Origin of the sequence: Bradyrhizobium sp. (assembly GCF_047605465.1) — a bacterium.
GTDB lineage: Bacteria > Pseudomonadota > Alphaproteobacteria > Rhizobiales > Xanthobacteraceae > Bradyrhizobium.
The window spans coordinates 118,654-126,010 of the sequence record NZ_JASGFS010000013.1; the positions used below are offsets into that span (position 1 = coordinate 118,654).

6 protein-coding genes are annotated in these 7,357 nt (G+C 65.0%); 4 read left to right on the forward strand and 2 right to left on the reverse strand.

Annotated elements, in window-relative coordinates:
- Position 1: 1 nt before the first annotated feature.
- From QM712_RS14105 to QM712_RS14115, 3 genes are all read left to right on the forward strand, one after another.
- The gene (locus QM712_RS14105; protein WP_415023710.1) at positions 2-1,960 is read left to right on the forward strand and encodes a MacB family efflux pump subunit; all 1,959 of its coding nucleotides are present in this window, start codon (positions 2-4) and stop codon (positions 1,958-1,960) included.
- Between the two features lie 87 nt (positions 1,961-2,047).
- Positions 2,048-2,761 (forward strand): response regulator, encoded by a 714-nt coding sequence (locus tag QM712_RS14110; RefSeq protein WP_415023723.1) that lies wholly within the window; start codon positions 2,048-2,050, stop codon positions 2,759-2,761.
- Positions 2,758-4,068: an ATP-binding protein gene (locus tag QM712_RS14115; RefSeq protein ID WP_415023711.1), complete on the forward strand. Its 1,311-nt coding sequence runs from the start codon at positions 2,758-2,760 to the stop codon at positions 4,066-4,068. The genes QM712_RS14110 and QM712_RS14115 overlap by 4 nt, the downstream gene beginning before the upstream one ends.
- Positions 4,069-4,121: 53 nt before the next feature.
- On the opposite strand, the gene QM712_RS14120 is transcribed toward QM712_RS14115, so the two are convergent.
- Both QM712_RS14120 and QM712_RS14125 read right to left on the reverse strand, forming a co-directional pair.
- Positions 4,122-4,904, reverse strand: a complete 783-nt coding sequence (locus QM712_RS14120; protein WP_415023712.1) for a MetQ/NlpA family ABC transporter substrate-binding protein — start codon at positions 4,902-4,904, stop codon at positions 4,122-4,124.
- Positions 4,905-5,046: 142 nt separating this feature from the next.
- A complete protein-coding gene (locus tag QM712_RS14125; protein WP_415023713.1) occupies positions 5,047-6,486 on the reverse strand; it encodes a helix-turn-helix domain-containing protein in 1,440 nt (479 codons plus the stop codon).
- A 146-nt stretch (positions 6,487-6,632) separates the two neighbouring features.
- On the opposite strand from QM712_RS14125, the gene QM712_RS14130 reads away from it, so the two are divergent.
- Positions 6,633-7,357: isocitrate lyase (locus QM712_RS14130; protein WP_415023714.1), on the forward strand; the 725-nt coding region annotated here is incomplete at its 3' end.

Genomic DNA, 7,357 nt, shown 5'->3' on the forward strand with positions numbered 1-7,357 from the left:
CATGGTCGATCCGATCATCTCCCTCGAAGACGTCCGCCGGGAATTCGCGGCGGGCGACACCAGAGTAGTTGCGCTCGACGACCTCTCGTTGAGCATCGCGCCCGGCGAGATGGTCGCGATCATCGGCTCGTCCGGGTCGGGCAAGTCGACGCTGCTCAACATCCTCGGCTGCCTCGACCGCCCGACATCCGGGGCCTATCGCGTCGCGGGCAAGAACGTCTCCGAGCTCGATGCCGATGCGCTGGCGGCGCTCCGCCGCGAGCATTTCGGCTTCATCTTCCAGCGCTACCATCTGCTCGGCGACTTGTCGGCCGGAGAGAACGTCGAGATTCCCGCGATCTACGCCGGCATGAAGGCCCGCGAACGCAGCACGCGCGCGGAGAAGCTTCTCGTCAGACTCGGCGTGCACGACCGCCGCGGCCATCGCCCGAACCAGCTCTCCGGCGGCCAGCAGCAGCGCGTCTCGATCGCGAGGGCGCTGATCAATGACGCCGAAGTCATCCTGGCCGACGAGCCGACCGGCGCGCTTGACCAGCGCAGCGGCGAAGAGGTGCTCCGGATATTGAGCGAGCTGCATCGCGAGGGACGGACCATCATCATCGTGACCCACGATGCCGGTGTCGCGGCCAGAGCCGAACGCATCATCGAGCTGCGGGACGGCAGGATCGTCGCCGACTGCCGCACGGCACCTGCGGAGATGCCGGTCGCCGCCACGGTCTCGCGGACCTCGCGGGACAGTGTCGCAGGCTGGTCCGGTGCATTGCGGCGGCTGCGGGAAGCGTCGCGGATGGCGCTGGTGGCGATGGCCGCGCACCGCTTGCGCGCGTTCCTGACCATGCTCGGCATCATCCTCGGCATCGCCGCGGTGTCGTCCGTCGTCGCGCTCGGGAATGCATCCCAGCGCAAGGTGCTGTCCGACATCGCCAATCTCGGCACCAACACGATCGAGGTGTTTCCGGGCAAGGATTTCGGCGACGCGCGCGCCGGCAAGATCAAGACGCTCGTCCTCGGCGATGCCCGCGCGCTCGAACGGCAGAGCTTCATCGCCGGTGTCACGCCGACCGTCTCGACCAGCACGACGGTCCGCTATCGCGGCAACGAATCCAACGTGCTGGTCAACGGGGTCGGCGAGAGCTATTTCCAGGTCAAGGGCGCCAAGCTGGCGAAAGGGCGTCTGTTCGATGCCGATGCGGTCCGCAACATCGAGCGGCAGGCGGTCATCGACGAGAACACCCGCAAGACCTTCTTTGGCGACGACCAGACCGCAGGCATCGGCCGCGTCATCTGGCTCGGCAAGGTTCCCTGCCGCATCGTCGGCGTGATCGCCCAGCAACAGGGCGGGTTCGGGTCGAACCAGAACCTCTCGGTCTATCTCCCCTACACCACCGTGCAGGCCCAGTTCACCGGCGACCGCGCGCTTCGCAGCATCCTGCTCCGGATCAGCGACGAGATCTCGACCGCGCTGGCGCAGGACGCGGTCACCACGCTGCTGACGCAGCGGCACAACACCCGGGATTTCGTCATCCTCAACACCGACGACATCCGCCGGACGATCACCAGCACCACCCAGACGCTGGCCTTCCTCGTGGCCTCGATCGCCGTCATCTCGTTGATCGTCGGCGGCATCGGCGTGATGAACATCATGCTGGTGTCGGTCTCCGAGCGGATCAGCGAGATCGGCGTCCGCATGGCCGTCGGCGCCCGGCGCAGCGACATTCTGCAGCAATTCCTGGTGGAGGCCACCCTCATCTCGTCCATCGGCGGCATCGCCGGCATCCTCGTCGCAATCCTGCTCGGCGTTGCCGCCAACATCGCGATGCCCGGATTTCAGGTCAGCTATTCGCTGTTCTCGATCAGCGCCGCGTTCCTGACCTCCACCGGCATCGGCGTCGCCTTCGGCTTTTTCCCGGCCCGGCGCGCCGCATTCCTCGACCCCGTAGTGGCGCTGAGCCGCGACTGACCATAGGATCGCACCATGACCGTCATTGCCCGGACCAGACAATCGTCCGTCAATCCATCAGCGACCACCACCGATGCGATCTCATTCATGACCAGCAGCACACCGAGCGTCTTGATCGTCGAAGACGACCAGCAGACCCGTGACCTCATCGCGCGCTATCTCGGCGAGCATGCATTCTCGGTCGGCACGGTCACGAACGGCCGGGAGATGGATCGCTACCTGTCGCAGAACCGGGTCGACCTGATCGTGCTCGACTTGATGCTGCCGGGAGAGGACGGCCTGAGCCTCTGCCGTCGCCTGCGCATGGAATCCTCCACGCCGATCGTCATCCTGACCGCGAAGGGCGAGGACCTCGACCGCATCCTCGGCCTCGAAATGGGGGCCGACGACTATCTGCCGAAGCCGTTCAATCCGCGAGAGCTTCTGGCCAGGATCAACGCAATCCTGCGCCGGCAGTCGAGTGGGCTTGCGGCGGGACGTACCGCAACGCGCCTCAAATTCCTCGGCTGGACGATCGATCTTCGCCTGCGCGAATTGCGCGATCCCGAAGGCGCGCAGGTGCCGCTGACCAGCGCCGAGTTCGATCTGCTGCAGGCGTTCTGCGAACGGGCGGGCCGTATTCTCAACCGCGACAGCCTGCTGAACATGACGCGCGGCCGGCCCGGCGGCGGCTTCGGCCGCAGCATCGACGTGCTTGTCAGCCGGCTGCGCCGCAAGCTCGACAGGACGGAGGGCACGTCCATGATCAGAACCGTCCGCACCGGCGGTTACATCTTCACGCCGGTGGTGGAGGAAACATGAGCCGCGCCGCCGACATGGTCGCGCTCTTCAGCTTCAGGCGGATCAGCGGCCAGATCGCAGCCCTGATCCTGGTCTCGCTGATCCTGATCCATGTCCTGCTCGCCGGATATTTCCTGTTCAACCGGCCGACGATCGCGCCGGACCGGCCGGTCCAGCAATTCGAGCTGATCGCGAGAATTCTCGGCAACACGGCGCAGCCGGAACGCGGCATCGTGCTGGAAAGCGTCGCCCGGACCTTTCCGGCGCTGAAGCTTCAGTTGAGTGAGGGCGCTCCCGCCTCGACAGCACCGCCGCCGCGTGGAGACTCCGCGACGCTTCCCTCGTCGCTCGACGGCCGGGTCGATCTCATTCGAGGCCCGACGGCGAACGACAATCGCGCGCGGTTCTCCCTGCCGAACGGCGACGTGCTCGAGGCCACGATCGGATCGCCGAAGATGCCTCCCTTCATCGGCGGCCTCTGGGCGAGCACGCTGCTGTTCCTGGTTGCGAGCGTGACGCTGCTCGGCGTGTGGGCCGGCCGCGCGCTCAGCTCGCCCCTGTCGGCGTTCGCACGCGCGGCGGAAGACTTCAGCCTGAGCCGCTCATCCGCGCCCCTGCCCGAAACCGGTCCCGAGGAGATCAGGTCCGCGGCGAAGGCGCTCAACAGGATGCGCGAGCGCATCACCACGCTGATGAACGACAGGACAAGGATGCTCGCGGCCATCAGCCACGACCTGCGCACCCCGATCACGCGGCTGCGGTTGCGCTCGGAATATATCGAGGATTCGATCCAGCGGGCGCAGACCGTTCGCGACCTCGACCAGATGCAGTCGATGCTGGAATCTGTGCTCACGCTGCTGCGGAGCGAAAGCGCCGCGAAGCCGACACTGGTCGACGTCGCCGCGCTTCTCCAGATGGTCTGCGAGCAATTTTCCGATTGCGGACACGCTGTGGTCTACGCGGGCCCCAACAGGGCCGCCTTCATGGTGCGGCCGGACGAAATCATCCGTGCGGTGACGAATCTCACCGAGAACGCCACGCGCTTTGGGACCAATGTGGTTGTCGAGCTCTCGACGGCCTCACATCAGATCGTCATCGACGTCTGCGACGACGGCCCCGGCATTCCCGACGAGAGGAAAGCAGCCATGCTGGAGCCGTTCGTGCGGGGCGAGGAAGCCAGGACCATGGACGAGACCGCGGGCTTCGGGCTGGGCCTCTCGATCGCGCAGGCGATCGTGACCGCGCATGGCGGAACGCTGCTGCTGCTCGACAACGAGCCGCAGGGCCTGCGCGTCCGCCTGCAGGTCCCGACCGGCGCGCCGACCTGACGATCCGCATCAGTCCGGAACGGCTAGAAATGCCGCCAACCTCCGGAAGCGGTTCAAAAGGCGGGCAGCTGCCCCGGCAATTTGTCCTTGATGAGTTGACGGATCGTCTCGTTCTGATAGGCGCGCACCAGCCGCGCGACCCACGGCGAATCCTTGTCCTTCTCGCGCACGGCGATGAAGTTGTTGTAGGGATTGTCGACGGAGGATTCGAGCGCGATCGAATCCCTGCCGGGAATGAGTCCAGCCGGGACCGCGTAATTCGTGTTGACGACCGCGGCGTCGACGTCGTCGAGGCTGCGCGGCAGCAGGGCGGCGTCGATCTCGCGAATCCTGAGATTCTTCGGATTGCCGGTCACATCGAGCGTCGTCGGCAGTATCCCGACGCCACCCTTGAGCTGGATCAGCTTCTGGGCCTGAAGCAGGAGAAGGGCGCGCCCGCCGTTCGAGGGATCGTTCGGAATGCCGATCGAAGCGCCGTCCTTGATCTCTGCGACCGACTTCAGCTTCTTGGAGTAGAGACCGATCGGGGCGACGATGGTGTTGCCGACCGGAACGATCTTGTATCCCCTCGTCTTGATCTGGTTATCGAGAAACGGCTTGTGCTGGAAGGCATTGGCATCGAGGTCGCCCGCATCGAGCGCCGCATTGGGCAGGAGGTAATCGTTGAACACGACGACCTGAACGTCGAGACCGTCGCCGGCGGCAATTTCCTTGACCTTGGCCCAGATGATCTCGGCGTCGCCGCCCGATATTCCCACCTTGACTTTCTGGTCCGCGAGCGCGGGAGCCGCAAAGAGAGAGAGCGCGGCGATCAACGACAACAAACGAGATTTCATGTCTTGCAACTTCTGATGCTTCAAACGAGGAAGCCCTCAGTATGAGCAAAAGCGCCAGCACCGACAATGAAACGCTAAACCAAAATTGGCTGCGCGAATGGAAGATCCGTTCTCGTCTCGCCGTCGCGCGAGCACGCCGCTGTCAGTCGGTCGAAAATCCGAACGGGACACTCAGCGTCCTGAAGTCGTCCGGCAGGAGCTCACGGCCGATCGGAAGGGCGGACCGGGCCGCGCATTTCGGGCGGTGACAGACGCGGCACGCGACGCCGACGGGCGTCGGCTCGTCCGCGGGCGGTCCCTGTCCGTCGCGCGTGTAGATCAACTGGCCGGCGTGCTCGGCGGCGCAGCCGATGGCGATGGCGCGCTCGACGCGGATCGCGCCAAACGAACCGCCGCCGGCGGTCACGGTGCGGGCGATCGAGAAGAAGCGCTTGCCGTCGGGCAGTTCGAGCCACTGCGTGACGATCTGGCGTGGCGTCTTGAAGATGTTGTGCACAGACCAGAGCGGACAGGCGCCTCCCTGCTTCGCAAACGGGAATCCGGCGCCATCGAGCAGCTTCGACATGTTGCCGGCCGGATCGACCCGGATCAGGAAGAACGGGATCTTCTCGAGGCCCGGCCTCTGCAGGGTCGTGATGCGATGCGCGGTCTGCTCGAAGCTGGTGCCGAATTGACGCGCCAGCGCTTCCAAATCGTAGCGGCGCGCCTCGACCGCCTTGGCGAAGGTCGAATACGGCATGATGAGCGCGGCGGCGGCGTAGGCCGCAAGAGCCCTGCGCGCCAGCAGCTCGGCGCTCTTGCCGGTGAACTTGCCGGCTTCGAGCGCTGCGCCGATCTCGTCATCCATTTCGAGATAGGCCAGTTGCTTGGCGAGTTCGAAATTGAGGCTTGCGGTATCGAGGGAGTCTTCGAGCAGGAGCTGGCGGCGATGAAGATCCAGGCGCCTCACTGATCCCAGCATCACGCTGGGCGGCAGATAGCGGACCTGGAGGTTGTGACGAACGCGAAGCCGCTCGATGAATCCGGCCGACCCCGACGGCATTTGGGCGAGGCGCTCGGCGGCATCGTCGAGGTTGGCGAAGTTGTTGCGGCGCGCGGCGAGAAACCGCCTGACTTCGGCAACCGGATCGTTGGCATCGAAGCCGTCCTGTCCCGCGACCGACGCCGCGCCGCTCCGCGCCGATCCTCCGCGCTCCGCCAGCGCCAACTGTTCTTCGCGATAGGCCGTATAGAGGCGCAAGAAGGCTTCGGTCATTCCGGGATAGCTGACGGCAAGGTCGCTGATCTCGAGGGCGGGAATGTCGATGTCGGCGAACATCGGATCCTTCAACACCGACTGCATCCGGGCGGTGTGATCGGCCCCTCCATCGCCGGCGAGGTCCGCGAGGTCGATCTTGTAGGTGCGGGCAAGGCGAAGCAGCATGTCCGCTGTCACCGGCCGCTGATTGCGCTCCAGCAGCGCGACATAAGGGGCGGAAATCTCCAGATCGGCAGCCATATCGGCTTGGGTCAGCCCCAGTTCGCGCCGAAGCCGCCGCAATCGCGGCCCCATGAACACGGAACGGGCGCTGGTGGTCGTCATAAGGGGTTCCCGCCATTTGTAATGTTCTTACAACAATACACGACTTTCCTGTAAAGTATGACAAGTTTTCTGCGGGATGGCTAGTGGTCGGCTGCGGGGTGCGTACAACCGAACCCAGATTTGTCGTCACCGAAGGGATCACCGACATGAACTTCCAACCGCGTGGGATCAGCGACCGGGCCATCGAGGGACCGGCTTCCTATCAGAGCGAGATCGAGGCGGCCGAAGCGCTGCTCAAGACCAAGGACACCTGGAACGGCGTGACCGCCGAGGCGGTGGCGCGCATGCGCCTGCAGAACCGCTTCAAGACCGGCCTGGACGTCGCGCGCTACACGGCGGCGCTGATGCGCGCCGACATGGCGGCCTATGACGGCGACCCGACCAAGTACACCCAGTCGCTCGGCTGCTGGCACGGCTTCATCGCGCAGCAGAAGCTGATCTCGGTCAAGAAGCACTTCGGCACGACCGATCGCCGTTATCTCTATCTCTCCGGCTGGATGATCGCGGCGCTCCGCTCCGAGTTCGGACCGCTTCCGGACCAGTCGATGCACGAGAAGACCTCGGTGCCGGCCCTGATCGAAGAGCTCTACACCTTCCTGCGCCAGGCCGACTCGCGTGAGCTGAACGACATCTTCCGCAACCTCGATGCCGCCCGCAAGGAAGGCGACAAGGCGAAGGAAAAGGCGCTGATCGAGAAGATCGACAACTTCCAGACCCACGTCGTGCCGGTCATCGCGGACATCGACGCCGGCTTCGGCAATGCCGAGGCGACGTACCTGCTCGCCAAGAAGATGATCGAGGCAGGCGCCTGCGCGCTCCAGATCGAGAACCAGGTCTCGGACGAGAAGCAGTGCGGCCACCAGGACGGCAA